Source organism: Caballeronia sp. LZ019 (assembly GCF_031450825.1).
Taxonomy (GTDB): domain Bacteria; phylum Pseudomonadota; class Gammaproteobacteria; order Burkholderiales; family Burkholderiaceae; genus Caballeronia.
In genome coordinates, this window is record NZ_JARTVZ010000005.1 from 2,170,590 (window position 1) to 2,189,496 (window position 18,907).

Annotated in this window: 16 protein-coding genes; 3 read left to right on the forward strand and 13 right to left on the reverse strand. The window is 62.9% G+C overall.

Features of this window, described 5'->3' with window-relative positions:
- Nucleotides 1–104 precede the first annotated feature (104 nt).
- Genes P9255_RS23635 through P9255_RS23645 form a run of 3 tightly spaced genes read right to left on the reverse strand, consistent with a single transcriptional unit; the run spans nucleotide 105 to nucleotide 5,176 of the window.
- The gene (locus P9255_RS23635; protein WP_309790512.1) at nucleotides 105–902 is read right to left on the reverse strand and encodes a hypothetical protein; all 798 of its coding nucleotides are present in this window, start codon (nucleotides 900–902) and stop codon (nucleotides 105–107) included.
- A 16-nt stretch (nucleotides 903–918) separates the two neighbouring features.
- Nucleotides 919–4,914 carry a type VI secretion system tip protein TssI/VgrG gene (locus P9255_RS23640; protein WP_309790513.1) on the reverse strand — a complete coding sequence of 1,332 codons (3,996 nt, stop codon included), beginning with the start codon at nucleotides 4,912–4,914 and terminating at the stop codon, nucleotides 919–921.
- A 10-nt stretch (nucleotides 4,915–4,924) separates the two neighbouring features.
- On the reverse strand, nucleotides 4,925–5,176 hold the full coding sequence (locus P9255_RS23645) for a PAAR domain-containing protein (RefSeq protein ID WP_309765278.1): 252 nt from the start codon (nucleotides 5,174–5,176) through the stop codon (nucleotides 4,925–4,927).
- A 315-nt stretch (nucleotides 5,177–5,491) separates the two neighbouring features.
- On the opposite strand from P9255_RS23645, the gene P9255_RS23650 reads away from it, so the two are divergent.
- Complete coding sequence (locus tag P9255_RS23650; protein ID WP_309765277.1) at nucleotides 5,492–5,950, forward strand: CopD family protein; 459 nt, start codon at nucleotides 5,492–5,494, stop codon at nucleotides 5,948–5,950.
- A 17-nt stretch (nucleotides 5,951–5,967) separates the two neighbouring features.
- Here P9255_RS23650 and P9255_RS23655 read toward each other — a convergent pair whose 3' ends face one another.
- From P9255_RS23655 to P9255_RS23680, 6 genes are all read right to left on the reverse strand, one after another.
- Nucleotides 5,968–8,376 carry an EAL domain-containing protein gene (locus P9255_RS23655; protein WP_309790514.1) on the reverse strand — a complete coding sequence of 803 codons (2,409 nt, stop codon included), beginning with the start codon at nucleotides 8,374–8,376 and terminating at the stop codon, nucleotides 5,968–5,970.
- A gap of 346 nt (nucleotides 8,377–8,722) precedes the next feature.
- Nucleotides 8,723–9,613: a PhzF family phenazine biosynthesis protein gene (locus tag P9255_RS23660; RefSeq protein ID WP_309790515.1), complete on the reverse strand. Its 891-nt coding sequence runs from the start codon at nucleotides 9,611–9,613 to the stop codon at nucleotides 8,723–8,725.
- Between the two features lie 82 nt (nucleotides 9,614–9,695).
- Complete coding sequence (locus P9255_RS23665; RefSeq protein WP_309790516.1) at nucleotides 9,696–10,157, reverse strand: RidA family protein; 462 nt, start codon at nucleotides 10,155–10,157, stop codon at nucleotides 9,696–9,698.
- 28 nt (nucleotides 10,158–10,185) lie between these two features.
- A complete protein-coding gene (locus P9255_RS23670; RefSeq protein WP_309790517.1) occupies nucleotides 10,186–11,382 on the reverse strand; it encodes a PLP-dependent aminotransferase family protein in 1,197 nt (398 codons plus the stop codon).
- A 93-nt stretch (nucleotides 11,383–11,475) separates the two neighbouring features.
- Nucleotides 11,476–12,417 carry a DMT family transporter gene (locus P9255_RS23675; RefSeq protein WP_309790518.1) on the reverse strand — a complete coding sequence of 314 codons (942 nt, stop codon included), beginning with the start codon at nucleotides 12,415–12,417 and terminating at the stop codon, nucleotides 11,476–11,478.
- Nucleotides 12,418–12,436: 19 nt separating this feature from the next.
- Complete coding sequence (locus P9255_RS23680; RefSeq protein ID WP_309765271.1) at nucleotides 12,437–13,258, reverse strand: VOC family protein; 822 nt, start codon at nucleotides 13,256–13,258, stop codon at nucleotides 12,437–12,439.
- Between the two features lie 187 nt (nucleotides 13,259–13,445).
- On the opposite strand from P9255_RS23680, the gene P9255_RS23685 reads away from it, so the two are divergent.
- Nucleotides 13,446–14,927 carry a PLP-dependent aminotransferase family protein gene (locus tag P9255_RS23685; RefSeq protein ID WP_309790519.1) on the forward strand — a complete coding sequence of 494 codons (1,482 nt, stop codon included), beginning with the start codon at nucleotides 13,446–13,448 and terminating at the stop codon, nucleotides 14,925–14,927.
- Here P9255_RS23685 and P9255_RS23690 read toward each other — a convergent pair.
- Nucleotides 14,851–15,432, reverse strand: coding sequence for a Rhs element Vgr protein (locus P9255_RS23690; RefSeq protein ID WP_309790520.1), 582 nt, complete (start codon nucleotides 15,430–15,432; stop codon nucleotides 14,851–14,853). The genes P9255_RS23685 and P9255_RS23690 overlap by 77 nt on opposite strands.
- Nucleotides 15,433–15,588: 156 nt before the next feature.
- Here P9255_RS23690 and htpG point away from each other — a divergent pair, with 156 nt between their 5' ends.
- A complete protein-coding gene (htpG, locus tag P9255_RS23695; RefSeq protein WP_309765268.1) occupies nucleotides 15,589–17,493 on the forward strand; it encodes a molecular chaperone HtpG in 1,905 nt (634 codons plus the stop codon).
- A 65-nt stretch (nucleotides 17,494–17,558) separates the two neighbouring features.
- Here htpG and P9255_RS23700 read toward each other — a convergent pair whose 3' ends face one another.
- Genes P9255_RS23700 through P9255_RS23710 form a run of 3 tightly spaced genes read right to left on the reverse strand, consistent with a single transcriptional unit; the run spans nucleotide 17,559 to nucleotide 18,841 of the window.
- Nucleotides 17,559–18,035 (reverse strand): type VI secretion system tube protein Hcp, encoded by a 477-nt coding sequence (locus P9255_RS23700; RefSeq protein WP_309765267.1) that lies wholly within the window; start codon nucleotides 18,033–18,035, stop codon nucleotides 17,559–17,561.
- Nucleotides 18,036–18,047: 12 nt separating this feature from the next.
- Nucleotides 18,048–18,362 carry a hypothetical protein gene (locus P9255_RS23705; protein ID WP_309790521.1) on the reverse strand — a complete coding sequence of 105 codons (315 nt, stop codon included), beginning with the start codon at nucleotides 18,360–18,362 and terminating at the stop codon, nucleotides 18,048–18,050.
- On the reverse strand, nucleotides 18,359–18,841 hold the full coding sequence (locus P9255_RS23710; RefSeq protein ID WP_309765265.1) for a DUF2778 domain-containing protein: 483 nt from the start codon (nucleotides 18,839–18,841) through the stop codon (nucleotides 18,359–18,361). The genes P9255_RS23705 and P9255_RS23710 overlap by 4 nt, the downstream gene beginning before the upstream one ends.
- Nucleotides 18,842–18,907: the final 66 nt, after the last annotated feature.

Here is an 18,907-nt window from a genome sequence, read left to right on the forward strand (position 1 = left end):
GCATCTCGGTCGCGATTGTGGAACGACGCGCACCGCGTTATGGCGGCTAGATGGAAGGCACTTATCGACCCGAATGGGAGAGGGCGCGATTAACAAGCAGTGGCTCAGGACGTCTCGCGATAGAGACCGCGCCACATCCACTGTGCGTCGGCAAATCTCGCGCCGTCAGGACCGGATCTTCCCGCGCCCAACACTGCTTGCGGAAAATTAGAACCTGCGCGTACGACTTGCTTGTCGATCTCGTTAAGCGTCGTCCAACCTTCCCACCATCCCGTTTCCGGGCACAGCATGCCACTGCGCAAGTTCATGTAGCCGTATTTCTGACGCTTGGCCTGATTACGTTGCTCGAGTTCGTCCGGGGTCAGCGGTCTACGATGTATTGCGATCTGTCGCAGATTGACGGCACTTTGCAGGTTCTTGAAATCCGGGCCATCGTGGGCGTTTAGCCCGAGATAGTCGATGCTGACGTACACCTCGAAATGTGAATCAGGAGATTGCGGAACGCGGTAAATCAGGGTCACCAGATCCGGATTTCCATTGGGAACCACGTTAGGATTGAAGAATTGGTTCTTCTCTTCACGCCGGCCGTCGATAATCTCCCCTCGCACCGCTCTGCGAAGTCCTAAATAGCTTTCGAAGCTCTCTTTGGGTATGTTCGTATCAAGCGCCGGTTCGACCTTGAGTGTGAAAGAAGTCGGCGTATCACTCGTGACAGTCGATTCGAACGAGATAGATGCGAAATCGGGAAAATAATCCTGAGACCGAGTATTCCCAACAACGTCATCTTGCTCCGGTTGACCGAAGGAGCGACGTATCGCTTCTGATCCGATCCGACCGTTTGTCCAGTCTAGGGCCAACCTGAACCATTCAATAATCGTGTGCTGTTGTTCTGGACTAGCCATGCGTATTTTTCCCATGTCATTTTGCCTGTTCGCCTTGCCGGCTTCCCTTGAGAATGCTAGCGAGTCGTTCGCTGGAGCGACTGTCACCGTCGAGTTTGGGGCTGCAAACGTCCGGTTCGGGGAGGACAAGTTCACCGCCGCCAAGATGATCCCAGTAACAGCCAGCAACTTCTTCTGTGAAGAATGCATCGTTCTCCCACGGTCGGCCTGAGTAATTAACATTTCGTTGTGGCGGCTCGGTTGCCAGATCGTCGATATCAATCGCAGTTCCTCCTAGTCCGGTATCGTGCAATAAATCAAGTGCAAACCTTCTGACCTTCCCGATCTCTACCGCCGCAGCGTTCGCGTCTGACAGATAGGAAGGACGTGCCCCATGCCGCTCCTGAAAAGTCAGATGCCACAAGTAATACGGCACGGCCATGCGCTTGATGCTAATGAGTGCCGCAGTGTTTTCAGGAATACTTTGTGTGCATGCAAGCGCAACGATTGCTCGAGCCAGGTCGTTTCTTGCTTCTGCCTCCGGCCACTCTCCGATATGCACAAGGTCAGGCAGTACTTTGCCGTCTTTGTCCACCTGACCACGGAATCCGTTCGATTGCTGCTGCACCATCGCATACATCCAGAACGTCTGTTCGCAATGTCGGCTTTCGTGAAAGAGCGTCATCGCAAGCTTGCGTATTTCCTTGAGTCGCAGCCAACGTTCACCGACCTCGGCCATATTCCCCGTGAAGATGTTCGCCAACTTGTCGGTATTGATGCAAAGCTCCCAGCGCGCCGCCGTGAAACCACCATCGGCTACTGCAATGTCCTTGTTATTCTCGGAGTTCCGAAACGACTCGAACGAAAACGTGGGGAAGGCGGCTTCTGGCAAGCTGAAGTCACCAAGAGAGCTTGCGAGTGCAGTTCGCAGCACGGGAGCAATCAGTTTCGTAAGCTTGCGAGCTGCGGCTGGATCAATCGGCCACGAGAGCGCGAGCGTTGCGTTCTTCTCATCCTTGCCGAAGTAACCATCGCCCCACTTTACTGTGTCGATAAGGCATCGGTATATTGCCGTGGCGTATTCGCTCGCCACCGGATAACCCAGCTTGCCGGAAGCTGCGTCACGGTTCGTCGAATAGCGCATCCCCCAGTTATTTGGGCTGCACTTGGCCAAATTAGCATATTTATTCTCACTCGTTGGTTTTGCATTATTTCTTTCAACCACTTTTGAACCTATGGTGTTCAGACGCTTCTGCATGCTCAACGGGGGCGGAGTTTTGATGTCCGAGTCACGCGTCAGTGCGACGCGAGTAATGGAAAGAGCGTTGCCGGAACCATCGCTGTTCAGAATTTCTACAGTGCCGAATTGGATGGACTCCGATAGGACAAGCTTCGTCTCGCCGAGCTCATTGCTAACACCTTCAAGCACAGTGCCGTCATCAAGTGTGACTCGATAAGGGTGATCGGGAAGAAGAAAGCCCGAACCGTGCTCAACCAATACGAAATGTTCCGCTACTTTGGCGTCGGCGAGATTACTTAGTGGCATCTTGACGGGCTTGCTTCGCGCCCCCGCCGTTCCATGATCCGCGGCATGTACGAGGAACTGCCCTGAGGTGAAGCCGACCAACCCGCTCGGACTGATCTCCAGCACCGTCCCGCCGCCGTTGATCCGCACTCCCTTCGCCGCCGTCAGATTGATCCACCCATCCGTGCTGACGAGTTCGGCGTCTTTCTTCGCGATGACCTGCACGCTGTCGCTCTGAGCCTCGATGCGAACCTTGCCCGCTGCCGCCGTGAGCGCGATGCCGGCTTTCTGCGCGAACACGGCGACCGACTCCAGCACACTCGCGAAGAGTGAACGCGCCGCCGCCAGGCTGATATGCCGGCCGGTCGTCACCGCGAGATCCTTGTCGCTTGCAAGGTGCGTGCTGCCTGCCGTTGTCGTCTCGATGCCTGCAGGACTCGCCAGGGTGAGATGCGGCTCTGTGAACTCAGGAAAGCCGCCCGAATGAGGACTGCCTTTGCCCGTGCCTCGAAGGGCGTCATTGGTGGCCTTCATCGACTTGACCACTTCCGATTGCCCACTCGGCGACGTTTGCGCGCCATGCTGTTGCGCGAGCCTGGCCATGCTTTCGTGAACATCGCGAGCCTGCGTGAGCCGCGCGATCGTCTCGCCCATGTCGGTCGCGTGCGCTTGCGCTCCGGTGCGCGCCTCGGTGGTCACCAGCAAGCCCTTGGCCGCACGCGCGACGCCGTGCCCGTCGGTGCGCAATTCGAACCCTTCGCCGCGTGCTTCCTTGCGGCCTTCCTTGCCGAAGATGCGGCGGATGAACCCAAGGCTGAGAATCGACGAACTCTGGTCGCTCGCAAGCTGCGCCTGCAACTGATCCTTCGTATCGTCCAGCGCAAGATGATTCGACTTCAGGCCATCCCCGAGCGACAGGCTCCTGATGCCGGACAGGCTTTGATTGCGCGGCAAATCCCAGGCCGGCACCTTGTCGTGATTGACTGCACTGCCCACGATAATCGGCAGATCGGGGTCGCCATTGACGTGCTCGACGATCACCTCGTCGTTGACGCGCAACGGCAGCGCCATGCCGCGCGCGTAGCCTTGCCACGGCATCGCAACCCGTACCCATGCGCAACGATCGCCGTCGAATGTGCCCTCGCGATCCCACGCGAACTGGATCAGAACGCGATTCATCGGGTCGAGCCAGTGCTCGTAGTCGCCGTGGCCTACGACAATCGCATTCTCGGGGCCGCCAATGCACGGCTTGGGCGTCTTCTGCTCGAGCCGGTGATACTCGCCCGTCGGTTGAACTTCGAAGTCCGCGTCGCAGCGGGCAAGCGGCGCGCCGGCCGCTTCGACATCGACTTCCTGAATATCGAGCGTGCAAGAGACAACGAGATAATTGGTGTTGGCCTTCTGCTGCGGATAGCCGACCAGACTGAACCGATAGCCGGGCAACAGGCCGGTCAGGTGCCCGTGCCCTTTGGCGCGCAAAGTCTGACAGCGCAATGCGCCCATGCGTACGTCCGACAGATAGCGGGCCTCGTCCCGCTTGTCGTTGGGCGCTCCATCCAGGCCACCTTCGAGGGGCTGCGCGAAGTCGCCCCAGCCGTAATGTTCGGGTTGCGGATGCTTGTCATCGCGCGGCTGAGCGGATGTGCCTTCGGGCGTTGTCACCGGTCGCGCGAGATGCGGGTTCGTGTAATCGTAGTCGCGCAGCGTGACCTGACCGGTGCCGAGGACGTTTCTGACCGATAGCGTATCGATGCATTCCTCGTCGAGCCGATCGCCGCGCGCCGGGTGATAGCGCAGCGTCTTATGCGCGGGACCATGCGACTTATGCGCACTCATTAAGTCAGTGAGCACCATTCGGCAGTGGCCGTCCGAATGTTCGAACCAGAACCACAGTCCCCATTCTTCCCACAGCCTACGCATAAATTGGTAATCACTTTCCCAGGCCTGGCGCTGATAGTCGCGCTTCGGGAAGACGCGATTGGAAAAGCCCCAGACGCCCAGCCGATAATCGACCTGCATCGGATAACGGCGCAGCACTTCGCGCGTCATCTCGATGACGTCCTTGCCGAAGAACGCTCGCGACTCCTGATTCAACGTCGCCAGATGAAGCGGCGGGCGCAGCGTGAACTCGTACACCATCGAACGGCCTTCGCCGCCGATGAAGCGCGTCGCCGTGATCATGCCGGTGATTTCGCGCGTATAGCCGCCGAGATTGCCCGCGCCGGTGTCGCCGGGCATCCCTGGAACGAAGGTTCCTTTTCCGGTTACTTCTATGGTGACGGTGGCGAGCTTGCCGAGCAGTTTGTCGAGGTCGAGATTGGCGTCTTGCTCCTGCGAGTAATAGCGGCCAGCCACGGTCTTGGCAGTGATCGTGCTCTCGAAGATTTCGCCGATGGCCTCGGTTCCATGCAGGCGCGTGGGAACGAGAAAGGGTGTGCCGTAGTAGTCCGCGCCGGGAAGCGCGGCGCAGTGAAAACCGAGCGTGCGGGTTTGCGTTAGCTCAATCATGCGGCAACGCTCACGCGGCAATGATGGTCGCGCCGCAGGCGGTTTTGTCACCGATCAACGCGACTTTCACGCCCATGTGCTGACGGGCGCCGGTCGCAATGATGGGGTGCGTCCCGCCGCACTTGGGACACTCGGTCAGGTGTCCGTTCAGCGCCGTGGGAATGCCCATATGCTTGAGCTCGGAAGCGGCCTCGATGATCCGGCCGCCGTGGTCGGTCTTGTCCCCGAGGCGGGCTACGTCGCGCCCTGTCACGTCTTTCATCCTTTGGTTTCCTTATTGATTGGTGGATGGTGTGACCTGCGATTAGAACTATCGGCTCTGCTGCTTTCCATCGGAAAAGACTCAAAAGAAGGGCGTGCCTCGGTCTGCCCGGCTCGTGTCGGGGTGCAGCGCATAGGGCAGGTTCCTTGTCCGCTTCCTGCACGCAACCGCACGTCGAGACAAGGTATCCATCAGACCCGCGCCTCGTTGACGCTGCCCGTCTTTGCGGCCGCAGTCGCATTGCAGAGGAACTGACGCCCCGCCCCCAAGTCGAACGCCGAACCTTCATCCGCCGTTCAACGACTCGAGCCCCCCATGACCAAAGCCATCGAAGCCGCGCTTTTCCTCCACCTGCTCGGCGTCGCCGTGTGGATAGGCGGCATGGTCTTCGCGCATTTCTGCCTGCGTCCCGCGCTCGGCGATCTCGCGCCGCAACTGCGTCTGCCGCTATGGGAAGCCGTCTTCGCGCGCTTCTTCAACTGGGTCGCCGGCGCGGTCATCGTCATCCTGCTTACCGGCGGCTTCCTGCTCTCGCAATTCGGCGGCGGTCACGCCGCATGGCCGCTTCACGCGATGGCCGGCCTCGGCATCGTGATGATGCTGATCTTCGGACACATCCGCTTCGGCGTTTTCCCGCGCATCCGCCGCGCGGTGCAGGCGCAGAACTGGCCCGATGGCGCACGCGCCGTCGGCACCGTCCGCCGGCTGGTAGTCGTCAATCTCGTGCTGGGTGTCGTGACGATCGGGACAGCGGTGTTATCGCGCGGCTTCTGACCGGAAGGAGAAGCGCATCAACCGCCGCGCTCGTCGCTGAGCGCAGGGTCCTTTCGTCCGCGCGCCGCCCGGCCCATCGGCCAGCCGCAGACGCCGAAGCGGTCGAGCAGCGCCTGCACGCCATCGGCAGGAACGGGGCGCGAAAACAGGAAGCCTTGCGCTTCCACCGGACCGAGCGCGGCCAGCCACGCGATCTGTTCCTCGCGCTCCGTGCCCTCCACGACGACCGTCAGCCCCAGCGAGCGCGCAAGATTCACGATCGCCGATACCATCACGCAGACGCTGCGGTCTTCGGGTATCGCCTGGATGAACGAGCGATCGACCTTCAGCGTATCCACCGAAAAGCGGTTCAGGTACGACAGCGATGAATACCCCGTGCCGAAATCGTCGAGCGCGATGCGCACGCCCAGCTTCTTCAGCGCAACGATCTTCTCCTCCACCAGTTCGGGATATTCGACCATCACGGTCTCGGTAATCTCGAGTTCGAGCTTGCCGGGCGGAATGCCGCTCGACATGATCGCGCGCGCGACCGTCTCGAGCAGATCGCCGCGCCAGAACTGCACCGCCGATATGTTCACCGCAAGCGACAGCCCCGTATAGCCCTCGCGCTGCCAGCGCGCAAGCTGCGAGCAGGCGGTGTGAATCACGAAATCGCCGACCGCCACGATCAGCCCCGTCGATTCCGCCACCGGAATGAACTCGTTCGCCGGAATCAGTCCGTGCTGCGGATGATTCCAGCGTACGAGCGCCTCGAAGCCCGTAATGCAGCGGCGCGACAGATCGATCTTCGGCTGATAGACGAGGAACAGTTGCTCCTCCGTCAGCGCGACGCGCAGTTGCTGCTCCCACTTCATCAAATGATCCGCGCGATGCGACAACTGCGGCGAATAGAACTGATAGCAGTTCTTGCCCGCGTCCTTCGCGCTGTACATCGCCAGATCGGCTTTCTTCAGCAGGTCGATCTCGCTTTCGTTCGATACCGAGAACAGCGCAATGCCGATGCTCGCATGCAGCACGAACGCGCTGCCGCGCACGTCGAAAGGCGTCGCGAACATCGTCGCGATGTCGTCGGCGAGCGCGACCGCGCGCTGCTCGACATCGTCGCCCTTCACGACGACCACGAACTCGTCGCCGCCGATGCGCGACAGGGTCCCGCTGTTGCCCACCGTCTGCGCGAGCCGCGAGGCGGTCATCTGCAGCACGATGTCCCCGGCGTTGTGGCCGAGCGTGTCGTTGACCGTCTTGAAGTTGTCGAGATCGATGAACAGCAGCGCGAGCCGCCCGATGTTCTCAGTCTGCGCCACGTCCTGCCGCAGCGCGCGCAGCGTCGAATAACGGTTGCGCAGGCCGGTGAGCAGATCGTATTCGACGAGATGCGTCATCTCGCGCTCGCGGCCGAGCAGCTTGCCGATCAGGCCCGTCGCGACCGCGAAGAAGCCGAGCATCGCGAGCGAAATGAAGCTCGCCATCAGCAGATAGACGTTGCGTGTGTGGTGATAGTCGGCGAACTCCTCGCGCTCCGACAACCCGACGAGCACGCCGAGCGGATAGCCGTCGATATGCCGGTACGACACGATGCGCTTCACGCGGTCGATCGGATCCACATAAATGCCCGACGCATGACCGGAAGTCGGATAGACACCGCTCGCGCTGAATTCCGCCTGAGCCGGCGCGGTGTCGTTGCGCGCGCTGCCTTTCGTGACGGCCGTCTTCGGCGGACGTTCGGCAAGCGTGCCGCCCGTGCTGCGCGCGAGCACCGCGCCGTTGTCCGAGACGACGGCGATCACGCCTTCGCGCCCGATCGACGCGACGTTGTAGAAGTCGTTGGTGAAGTAAGTCGGGTCTTCGGAGACCACCACGACGCCCGCGAACGAGCCGTCCGGATGATTCAGCCGCCGCGTGATCTGCAGCGTCCACTTTCCCGAGAGACGTCCGCGCACCGGGCGGCTGATGTAGAGCAGGTCGTCGTTGGAATGCACGTGCACCCTGAAGTGCTCGCGATCCGACAGATCGATGGGCTTTGGCCGCGGCTCCGATGTGTTCGCGACGAGCGTGCCGTTTTCGTCGATCAGCGAGACCTGCACGAGGGTATCGCTCTGCACGACGCCCTTGTTGACGGTCGCGGCGAGATCGAAATCACGCGGCGATTTTTCGTATTCGTACTTGACGAAACGCGTGATCTGATCGACCTGATGGATGGCCTTGATCGTGTGCTGTTCGAGCGCGGACGAGAGAATCGCGGCGGAGGCCATCGATTCGTGCGTCGTCGCTTCCCGCTCGACGGACAGGCGCGCGAAGATCACCGCCCACAGCAAGGCGAGCACGAGCGTGCCGAGGACGGGAATCGCCAGCAATGCGCGGCGCCGCCGGATGGCCGGGGCGCTTGCGAGGGAATCGGATGCAGTCTGGAAGCGCGCACGCTTCATAAAGCGCCTGAAATGGAAAGACCGCTCGCCGCGCGCAGGGCCGGCAAGCGCGCGGGATGAAAAGGGCGTTGCATGTGCTGGGGCGTTCCCCGAAACGAGTCAATCAAGCGTAGTCTGCGCGCCTTGGGACCGGGAAATCTGATGCGGCGCCCGTGAAACTGGCGCGCTCGCGAGGATGCGTTTGGGTGAGGACGCCTTCATTGTCGGCGGCGATTCTTACCGATCGCCACGCGCCGCGCTTGTCACTCCGGTCCCCAATGTTCGGATAGTACTGAAGGTACAGGAATTAAGAAAGCGGAACGGCGCGGCGTCGGGGTTTACGCCCTGTGGCGCGCAGGTCATTGTTTCAGAAGCGGAAAGTGCCGTCGATGACCGTCACCGAATCCCCGCCGATCCACACCGGGGACCCATCCGCGCGATCGTCGTAGGCGATGCTCACGCGCCCGTCGCGGTCGAGCGCCGTGCCCTGACGCACCGTGTAGGCATCGCCGGGGCGTTTGCCTTGCGCCGTCAGCAACATGGCGAGCGCCGCGTTCGCGCTGCCCGTCACCGGGTCCTCGATGTTCTCCGCGCCAAGCAGCACCGTGCGCAATTCGAAGGTCGCGGGAACGCCGCCTTCGTGCGGGCCATAGACGACGATCCCGTGCGTGCCCGCCTCAGCGACGAGTGCGGTAAGCGCCTCCCGTGCCGCGGGCGACAGCGTCATCGCGAGGCATTGCGCCGCGTCGGCCAGGCGAATGACGAGCCACGGCACGCCGTTGTCGACCGCGCACGGCGTCGCGGCGAAGTCGATGGCGAGCGGCGCGAGCGCATCGGCGAGACGCTTCTGCTGCGCATCGTCGAGCGGCGTGAGGCGCGCGGGCGGCGCGGCGAACGCCCATTGCCCGCCGGTGCGCGCTTCGAGCGTCACGAGCCCGACGCCGCATTCCTGCACGAGCTTGCCCGGCGTCTTCGGCGCATGGCCGCTTTCGCGCAGCGCGTGTGCCGTGCCGAGCGTCGGATGCCCGGCGAACGGAAGCTCCGTCGCCGTCGTGAAGATGCGGACGCGATAGTCGGCGCGGGGATCGGTCGGCCTCAGGATGAAGGTCGTCTCCGAGAGATTCGTCCAGCGCGCGATCGCCTGCATTTGCCCGGTCGTGAGATCGTCGGCATCGAAGATCACGGCGAGCGGGTTGCCCCTGAACGGAACGGAGGTGAAGACATCGACCTGTTTGAAGCGGACGGTGCGAGTGGACATGGTCATGCGCCAGGACGGTACGGGTCAATGAAAAGCCCGACGCGCGGACACGTCGGGTTCCCACACGTCGATGCCGATGCGCTCAGCCTACTTCCGCGATCAGCTCGATCTCGACGCATGCGCCAAGCGGAATCTGCGCGACGCCGAACGCGGAGCGCGCGTGCTTGCCGGCATCGCCGAACACTTCCGCGATCAGTTCCGATGCGCCATTGGTCACGATGTGCTGCTCCGTGAAATCCGGCGTGGAGTTCACGAGGCTCATCACCTTCACGATGCGCTTCACGCGGCTCAGGTCGCCCGTGTGTGCATGCAGCGTCGCGATCAGGTCGATGGCCACGCTGCGCGCGGCGGCCTTGCCTTCTTCCGTCGCGATGTCCGCGCCGAGCTTGCCCGCGTGCACCTTGCCGTCCTTTTTCGCGATATGCCCCGACAGATACACCGTGTTGCCGCTTTGCGCGCTCATCACATAGGCGGCGGCGGGCGCGCCCGCCACGGGCAGTTCGATGCCGAGTTCCTTCAGCTTGTCATACACGTTCGATGCCATCGTTGCTCCTTGATTGCGTTGCAGAGATTCAGACGCTCGCGCGAATCAGCGCGCCGAGCTTCGCGACGCCTTCGTCGATCGTCGCGGGCGGCACCGTGACGAAGGAAAGGCGCATCGTGTTGTGTTCGGCCTGATTCGCGAAGAAAGGGCCGCCCGGCACGAAGGCCACGTTCTGCGCGATCGCCTGTTCGAGCAGCTTCATCGAATCGATGTGCTGCGGCAGCTTCACCCACACGAACATGCCGCCTTCCGGCCGGTTCCATTCGACGCCCGCGGGCATGTGACGTTCCAGCGCGGCGAGCATCGCCGCGCATTGATCGCGATACAGCGCGCGGATGGTCGGCACATGGTGATCGAGAAAGCCGTCCTTCACGACTTCATGCACGATGCGCTGCGTGAGACTCGGCGTGTGAAGGTCGGTGGCCTGCTTCGCCTGCACGAGCTTGAAGTGCAACGCTTCGGGCGCGATGATGTAGCCCACGCGCAAGCCCGGCGCGAGCACCTTGGAGAACGAGCCGAGATGCACGATGTGGTCGGGCGCCATCGAAAGCAGCGTCGGCAGCGGGGCGCCGGCGTAGTCGAGCGCGCCGTAGGGATCGTCTTCAATGACGGGGAACGCGGCTTGTTTGGCGAATGCGGCGAGCGCGCGGCGGCGTTCGAGCGGCAGGCGGCGGCCCGTCGGATTCTGGAAGTTCGGCTGCGCGTACAGGAGACGCGCATTCGCGACGAGCGCGGCATCGAGCCTTTCGGGAATCAGGCCGGATTCGTCCGTCGGCACCTGCACGTAAGCGGGCTCGAACATCGAGAACGACTGCAGCGCGCCGAGATACGTGGGCGTTTCGACCAGCACGCGGCTGCCCGGATCGACGAGCACCTTGCCGAGCAGATCGAGCGCCTGCTGCGAGCCGGTCGTGATCAGCACTTGCGTCGGGCGGATGGTCGCGCCGTTCACCGAATACCGCGCGGCCACCCATTCGCGCAGCGGCATGAAGCCCTCGGTCGCGCTGTACTGGAGCGCGGCTGCCGGTTGATCGTGAAGGATGCGCTCCGACGCGTGGCGCATCTGCTCGACGGGAAACGTCGCCGGCGAAGGCAGGCCGCCTGCAAACGAAATGACTTCCGGCCGTTCCGTGACCTTGAGGATTTCGCGAATCGCCGAACTGGTGAGCTTGCGGGCGCGTTCGGAAAGTTGCCACGGCGTGGCGCGGAGATCGGCTAGATTCATGAAGTGCCTCGGTTGTCTCTGTGTTTGTGTCTGGGTATCGCGTGAAAGAGGATGACGCGCAAGCCGCGATTATCGCGCGGGCGCGTCACCGCGTCACTTGGCGTGGCGGGCTGCGGCCACCGGATGCGCAGCCGGCGTCGCAACCGCCGCGGGCGCGGCGCGCACCGCCGCCTTGCGGCCCAGCACGACGGTCACGATGACGGCCGCCGCATAGACCCACGTCGATGCGCTCACATGTTCGCCGAAGAAGAGCGCGGACAGGGCCATCGTGAAGAAGATCTGCAGCAGTTGGACTTGCCCGACACGCGAGATGCCGCCCATCGCGAGTCCGGCATACCACGCGAAGAACCCGATGAACTGCGAGAAGAGCGTCACATAGCCGAACGCGAGCCACGTGCGCAGCGCGAGCGGCTCCGGGTGCGCCGCATGATGCGCCCACGCGAGCCAGCCGACCGGCAGCAGCAGGAACGGCGCGGACAGCACGAGCGCCCAGCAGATGACCTGCCAGCCGCCCATCTGGCGCGCGAGCCGCGCGCCTTCCGCATAACCGAGCGCGCCGATGCCGACCGCGACGAGCATCAGCAGGTCGCCCGCCTGAAGGCCGCCGCCCGCCTGCAACGCGAACGCGACGACGATCGCGCTGCCCGCCACCGCGCTCGCCCAGAAGGCCTTGGACGGCCGTTCGTGCGAAAGCCACGCCGCATAGATCGCGACGCACAGCGGTTGGAGCCCGTTGACCACCGCGCCGTGCGAGGCGGGCACGGTTTTCATGGCCCACGCGGAGAACACCGGAAACGCGATGATGACGCCCAGCGCGACCACGCCGAGGCTCTTCACCTGCGGCCACGTCGGCAGCTTTTCGCGACGCCAGACGAGCAGCAGCGCGGCCGGTATCGCGGCGACCAGCGCACGTCCGAGACCGTTCAATAGCGGATGCACTTCCTGCACGACGATGCGCGTCATCGGCAGCGTCAGGCTGAATATGACGACGCCGATCAGGCCGAGCAGCATGCCTTCGGTTTCGCGGGTCTTCATGATGCGGCGTCTCCTTTCTTTAGTGCAGCGCGTCCGGCGCGCCATCGGGTGTGTCGTGCGAGAGCGGAAGTTCGGGCTCCGTCTCAATCGTTGTCTTGCCGCGACGGCGCTTGGCTGCCGGCTGCGCGCGTCGTGCGCTTTGGGCGGTTTCCGCCGCTTCGCCCAGGACGAGCGTCGAGCCGTCCGGCAATTCGAATTCGGCGACGAGCACGGGCGCGCCGGCCGTCGATTCGACGCGCAAAAGATGCGACGCTCCGAGCCACGCGAGCTGCTCGGCGATCGCCTCCGCGTTCGGATGGAAGCCCGTCAGCGCGCGCAGCAGGATGCCCGTCGCGGGAAGCGCATCGCTCGGATGGCGCGGCGTGTCCCACTGGATCAGCGAGGGCAGCACGCCATCGCCAGCGGCCTGCCATGCGGGGAAGGCGCCATCGTCGGGAACGGTCAGGTTCCACGTATTGCCGCCGCGCGACATCGCCACGACCGGCGCGATGCGTTCCGGATACTGCGCCCGCCAGCGCGTGAGCGACTTCGGCCGGTCCACGCGCGCGACCCAGTGCACGAGTTGCGGGCCGCTCGCGAGGCGCTCGTGCATCGCGGGATCGTCGAGGGCGAACAGGCGAGGACGAGGCGCTTCGCGCGGTGCGGCGGCCGGATCGACGGCGATCACTTCCAGATACGCGCCGCCCCACAGATTCAGGAGCCGATTGTGCGTGCCCATCAGCGGATGCGCGCCGCCGGCTAACGGCTCGACGCCGAACTTCGCGGCGACGAAATGCGCGCCTTCCTCCAGCGTGCGGGCGGCGATCACCAGATGGTCGAGTTTCAGCGGATGAGCGGTCATCGAGAAGGATGGAGCGGAATCGGGGCGTTAGCATAACCGTTGGCCAGCGGGGCGGGAAAGCGCCGCGGCCGAACCGCCGGAACAGAAAATGTAGCCGCAATGACCAGAACAGTAACGGTACAATCGGCCAGATTGGATTCGGTACAGTTATCATCCGATCGCGCCTCACCGCCGACGAGGAACCGCAATGTCCGTCCCGCTCGATCAAATTCCCGCCCCGCACGACGCCACGCAACTCACGCTCGTCGATCAACTGGTCCAGTGGGGCCGGCGACGCATCGACGAGCGCGTATTCCGCCCCGGCATGCGCATGCCGTCCATTCGCAAGCTCGCGATCGACAAGGGCGTGTCGCGCTTCACCGTCGTCGAGGCTTACGAGCGCCTCGTCGCGCACGGCTATCTGGATTCGCGGCGCGGTTCGGGCTTTTACGTGCGCGACCGGGTCGTGTCGGCGTCGCCGGCGGCGGGCGTGTCGGCGCAGAGCGAGCCGGTGACGAGCGCCATCGACGTCGTCTGGCTTCTGCGCAACATGTTGCACACGGCGAGTCCGGAGAAGGGGCCGGGCCTCGGCTATCTGCCGGGCCGCTGGCTGGACGGCGAACTGATTACGAACGCGCTGCGCTCGATGAGCCGTCTGTCCGGCGCGCAGATGCTCGGCTTCGGGACGCCGCAGGGTTTCCTGCCGCTGCGCCAGCAATTGCAGACGCGGCTCGCAGAACTGGAAATCGGCGCGTCGGAACAGCAGCTCGTGCTCGTGTCGGGCATCACGCAGGCGATCGATCTGATCGCGCGCCTTTACGTGAAGCCCGGCGATGCGGTGATCGTCGGCGATCCCGCCTGGTTCCAGATGTTCGGGCGCTTCGCGTCGCAGGGCGCGCGGCTCGTCGGCATCCCGTACACGCCCGATGGCCCCGATCTCGACGCGCTCGAGACGCTCGTCGCGACGTGGCGGCCGAAGATGCTCATCATCAACTCGGTGCTGCACAACCCGACCGGGACGTCGCTGACGGCCGCGCAGGCGTTCCGCATTCTTCAGCTCGCGCAGCAATACGATTTCATCGTCGTCGAGGATGACGTCTACGGCGATCTCTGCCCGACGGGTTATCCGGCGACGCGCCTTGCATCGCTCGACCAACTGAAGCGCGTGATATTTCTCGGCAGCTTCTCGAAGACGCTCGCGGCGAACCTGCGCGTGGGCTATATCGCGGCATCGGCGGAGGTGGCGAAGGCGCTCGCCGATCAGAAAATGCTCGTCGGCATGACGAGTCCCGAATTGAACGAGCGCGTCGTCTACAAGGTGCTGACGGAAGGGCACTACCGGCGGCACGTCGAGCGGCTGCGCACGCGGCTCGACGGCGTGCGCGACAAGACCGCGCGGATGCTGGAAAAGACCGGCCTCCGGCTTTTCACGACGCCCGATGCGGGCATGTTTCTATGGGCCGATGCGGGCGTCGATTCCGATGGCCTCGCCGCGGCGGGCCACGAGGCCGGCTTCCTGCTCACGCCCGGCAGCCTCTTTTCACCGCAGCAGTCGCCGACGACGTGGATGCGCTTCAACATCGCCAATTGCGGCGATCCGGCGCTGCCCGCGCTCATCGCGAGCCATCTGGAGAAAGTCGCGCGGCGCGGCGTTTCGGCAGATGACGGCGATCGGACGGCGCGGCGATGAATTCCGCGAGCACGGCTTCGTAGAGCGCGAGCGCATCGGGCGCGTGCCGGTAGCGCCCTTCGTACAACCGCGCCGGGGAGCCGCGAAAGCGCAGCGCGAAGTAATCCGCGAGCACGTTGCCTTGCGCTTCCATGTTGTAGTCGGACAGGCGTTTGCCCGCGGCCAGCGTATAGCCATAATCCAGGCCGATGCGGATCGCCCCGCGCGTGCGGACCCAGTAGCCGAGCTGGAATTGCCAGACGTGCGTCATCTCGTGGATGAACCACATCTGGTCGGAGATGCCGCAAGCGGCGAAATCGTTCTGATGGCAGGCGGGCGGGAAATAGAGGTGCCCGTTCGGCGCCATCGCGGTGTGCGGCGGCTGCAGCCCGAACGGCAGATACGGCCGGGCGTGGACGCGGACCGTCGAATAGTCGATGGCATCGCGGAAGACAAGACGCGCGATCGCGATTTCGCCCGCCGTGAGCGGACGGGCGCGTCGATCGGAGCGGTGCAGCGTGAGCATGGCGGTCGTGTCGATGTATCGGGCTGCGCATCTTAGCGAAGCGCATGGCGTCGGCTCTTGAAACGGCGCGGGTCGCCCTCATATCGGACGAATTCGCGGGGCAGCGCGCCCGGCGGCCGAATAGCTATCGATGAACCCAACTTAGAGGACCCGACCATGGCGCAAGAAACCATGAGCTTTCAGGCGGAAGTGAAGCAGCTTCTGCACCTGATGATCCATTCGCTGTACAGCAACAAGGAAATTTTTCTGCGCGAGCTGGTTTCCAACGCATCGGACGCCGCGGACAAGCTGCGCTTCGAAGCCATCGAGAATAGCGCGCTGTACGAGAACGATCCCGACCTGCGCATCCGCATTTCGTTCGACAAGGCCGCGCGCACTGTCACCATCGATGACAACGGCATCGGCATGAGCCGCGACGAAGCCATTTCGCACCTCGGCACCATCGCGCGTTCAGGCACGAAGGAATTTTTCTCGAAGCTCTCGGGCGACCAGCAGAAGGACGCCGCGCTGATCGGCCAGTTCGGCGTGGGCTTCTATTCGGGCTTCATCGTCGCGGACAAGATCACGGTCGAGACGCGCCGTGCGGGTTTGCCGCCGTCGCAAGGCGTGCGCTGGACGAGCGCGGGCGAGGGCGACTTCGAGATCGAGGACATCGAGCGCGCGCAGCGCGGCACGACCATCACGCTGCATCTGCGCGCGGACGAGGACGAACTGCTGTCGTCGTATCGCCTGAAGTCGATCATCCAGAAGTATTCGGATCACGTCGCGCTGCCCATCCTGATGAAGAAGGAAGAATGGGACGCCGAGAAGAGCGAGATGGTCGAGAAGGACGAGGACGAGACCGTCAACCAGGCGAGCGCGCTGTGGACGCGCCCGAAGAACGACATCACGGACGAGCAGTACAAGCAGTTCTATCAGCACATTTCGCACGATCACGACGATCCGCTTACGTGGACGCATAACCGCGTCGAGGGCCGCAGCGAGTACACACAGTTGCTGTACGTGCCGAAGCATGCGCCGTTCGATTTGTGGAATCGAGAGCATCGCGGCGGGCTGAAGCTGTACGTGAAGCGCGTCTTCATCATGGACGATGCCGAGCAGTTGCTGCCGGCGTATCTGCGTTTCGTGAAGGGCGTGGTCGATTCCGCCGACCTGCCGCTCAACGTATCGCGTGAAATCCTGCAGGAAAGCCGCGACGTGAAGGCGATTCGCGAAGGCGTGACAAAGCGCGTGCTTTCGATGCTGGAGGAAATCGCGACGTCGTCCGCGGAAGCGACGGAAGACGCTGACAAGCAGAAGTATCAGACCTTCTGGAACGAGTTCGGCCAGGTGCTGAAGGAAGGCATCGGCGAGGACTTCGGCAATCGCGACCGCATCGCGAAGCTGGTGCGCTTTGCATCGACGCATAACGACAGCGATGCGCAGAACGTATCGCTTGCGGATTACGTCGCGCGCATGAAGCCGGAGCAGACGAAGATCTATTACGTCACCGCCGACAACTGGCAGGCCGCGAAGAACAGCCCGCATCTCGAAGTGTTCCGCAAGAAGGGCGTCGAAGTGCTGCTGATGACGGATCGTGTTGACGAGTGGATGCTGTCGTTCCTGAACGAGTTCGACGGCAAGCCGCTTGCGAGCGTGGCGCGCGGCGATCTCGATCTCGGCGCGCTGAACGATGAAGAGAAGCAGCAGCAGGAGAAGATCGGCGAGGACATGAAGCCGCTCGTCGAGAAGATGAAGGAAGCGCTCGAAGGCAAGGCGAAGGATGTGCGGCTGACGTTCCGTTTGACGGATTCGCCGAGCTGTCTCGTCGCGGACGAGGGCGACATGAGCGGTTACTTGCAGCGCATGCTGAAGGCGGCGGGGCAGAAGGCGCCGCAGTCGGAGCCGATCCTCGAAGTAAACCCGGATCATCCGCTGGTGAAGGCGCTCAATGCCGATGACGCCAACTTCGGTGACTGGTGCCATCTGCTGTTCGATCAGGCGATGCTGGCGGAAGGCGGGGTGCTCGAGGATCCGGCGAGTTTTGTGAAGCGGACGAATGCGTTGTTGCTGGCGCGGTAAGCCGGGAGTTGAGGTGAGCGCGCGCCGCCGGGGGACCGGCGGCGCGTATTTTTTTTTGTGCGGAGCTACGCAGCGCGATCGGGCTTGAGATCGATGAGCGCGGTCACCGCACCCATGTTGCCGCCCTTCGCATTCTGCACAAGGTATTCCTGTTTCACTCGCGAGAAGCACAGCATGACCGTTTCAATCGGATTCGGACCATCGACCGACGGCCATACCCTGGTGATGATGACGTCGGACATCGTGAGCCGATAGTAATGAAAAGGCGCGCCGCCGGCCTTGCGCATCGTAAGTTTCGCTTCGGGGATATGTTTTCCCTGAAAGCAGTACGCAGCAAGGTTGGGCGAGGCGCGATCGAGTTCATGCCGGAAAATCAGGTCGGAGACGAAGGCCTTGTTTCTGCCGTTGCCCGAACCCGAGTGCATGCGTGTCTTTTGTTCGATGGCGAATTCCCAGTGCAGCACATCAATGGCTTTCGGAAAATCCGCGTCTTGGGATTCGCCGTCGATTCCCTGAATCTGAATGAAAATATCGGAAGTCATTGCAGCATATCCTCAGGAGCCGTCGGGAAAGCGCCTTGCGCGGGCGAAGCGTTGACGAGCAGAAAGCAACAACGCAAGCGCGACAACAAAGACGCCGAGCCAGCACACCAGAAGCAAACCAAGGAGATACAGGGCCTCGATATCATCCGCTTCTCGAAGGGAAGGCATGAAGTGATCGCGGAGCCAATAAACCGCGTCTACTAGCCATGCGAACGCACCAGGCGCAATCAGCACGTCGTTGATCCAATGGGCCAGGAAGAAACCACCGAAGTACGTCACGACGAGCAGTGCGACGACGAGCGCCGTGAACTGGAGAACTCTCGTCATTTGACTTCCACCGTTCCGTAAGCTTTGAGCGTAGTTCCCGGCACGGGAATGCGCGGCGGTCCACTGCGGATGTAGCGCTGCAATCGTTCGAAGCCGGGCAGGTCCGGCACCGTTATGCAACCCTCGCTCAGGCGAGCCGGTCCTTCCGGGTGTAGACGAAATGCGCCGCGCCTCACACCGTCGATCATGGTGTAGTCGCCCGGGCGGACGTTCCACAGCATGAACCACCCCGTTTCGTCCGTTGCCCCATATCCGTGCTGGCTCCACCAGTCGCGTACCCAGCCCATGGTTCCTCCGGACTGCCGATCGACGAGATAGTAAGTGCCGGGCGGTATTGGTCCCATGTTCACCAATTTGACGGCGTCAGGATTGTCGCGGCCTCCGTTAGTTCCGGAGTATGCTTCCACGTCCCCGAATCCCGGACAGGAAAGCGTGGAAGTGGGTCTCCGGTTGAGCAGGAAAGTGCAATTGACAGGCATGTCCGGTCCCTTTCTTTGTTGCTCCCAAGCCGCGAAGGCCATCCATGAACCACGCGCATTCGCCGT